The sequence below is a fragment of the Methylobacterium litchii genome (assembly GCF_038442315.1).
GTDB lineage: Bacteria > Pseudomonadota > Alphaproteobacteria > Rhizobiales > Beijerinckiaceae > Methylobacterium > Methylobacterium litchii.
The window spans coordinates 1-1,010 of record NZ_JBBXMY010000050.1 but is presented as its reverse complement, the minus strand read 5'-3'; the positions used below and the strand labels follow the sequence as shown (position 1 = coordinate 1,010).

Here is a 1,010-nt window from a genome sequence, read left to right as displayed (position 1 = left end):
CGATTTGGGTATGCCTCAATCGAACTGGACGGTAAGCGGTCTCATATAATCAGCTTGACCATTCAAAGCGAACCGCCATCATGATACCTATCCTAATTGAACCGATCGGCAGGTCTCATGTTCGTCCGTGCCTATCTGCGCGCCTCCACCTCAGAACAGGACGCGACCAGGGCGCGGGCGCAGCTCGACGCCTTCGCGCATGAGCGGGGCCTGGCGATCGCCGCGGCCTATGTCGAGAACGAGAGCGGCGCGACGCTGGCGCGGCCGGAGCTGTTCCGCCTGCTGAAGGACTGCCGACCGGGGGACGTGCTGCTGATCGAACAGGTCGACCGCCTGTCCCGCCTCAGCTCGGATGACTGGACGAAGCTGCGGGCGGAGATCGACGCCAAGCGGGTGCGCATCGTGGCGCTCGACCTTCCCACCTCGTGGAGCCTGGCGACGCCGGCCGACGAGTTCACGGGGCGGGTCTTTCAGGCCATCAACGGCATGCTGCTCGATGTCCTCGCGGCGGTCGCCCGCAAGGATTACGACGATCGGCGTCGACGCCAGGCGCAAGGCCAAGAGCGTGCCAAGGCTGCCGGCCTCTACAGGGGGCGGCAGGAGGACAAGAAGCGCAACGAGGGAATCGCGGCTATGCTGAAAGCCGGCTTACCTTGGAACCAGATCCAGGCCGCCACCGGCTGCAGCCGATCAACCGTGGCCCGGATCGCCAAACGAGCCAAGGTAACCCTGATGCCGATCGACTCTTAGTATCTCGACTGGCAGCGGACGGGCATACCTCGGCGAGATCTGGGCATCCTCCCTTCTCCAGGTCTCAGGATGCCCGAAAAGCTGGTGCTCGAGCTATTGGCCTGCTGGGTCAGGGTTCGTCATGCAACCATAGATTTATGTGGGTGCGTGATCACATAATCACATAACTATGTGTCGACCCTGGCAGCGGATTTTTCGTTCTGCTAACCTTCCGCGCGTCACCGGACCGGGCGCTGGAGGCGGTCCCGATCGTGCAGATG

General features: G+C 62.8%; 1 protein-coding gene. It reads left to right on the top strand.

The features are described from left to right. The first annotated feature begins 117 nt into the window (after window positions 1-117). The gene (locus AAHF99_RS27105; protein WP_342167420.1) at window positions 118-750 is read left to right on the top strand and encodes a recombinase family protein; all 633 of its coding nucleotides are present in this window, start codon (window positions 118-120) and stop codon (window positions 748-750) included. Window positions 751-1,010 lie beyond the last annotated feature (260 nt).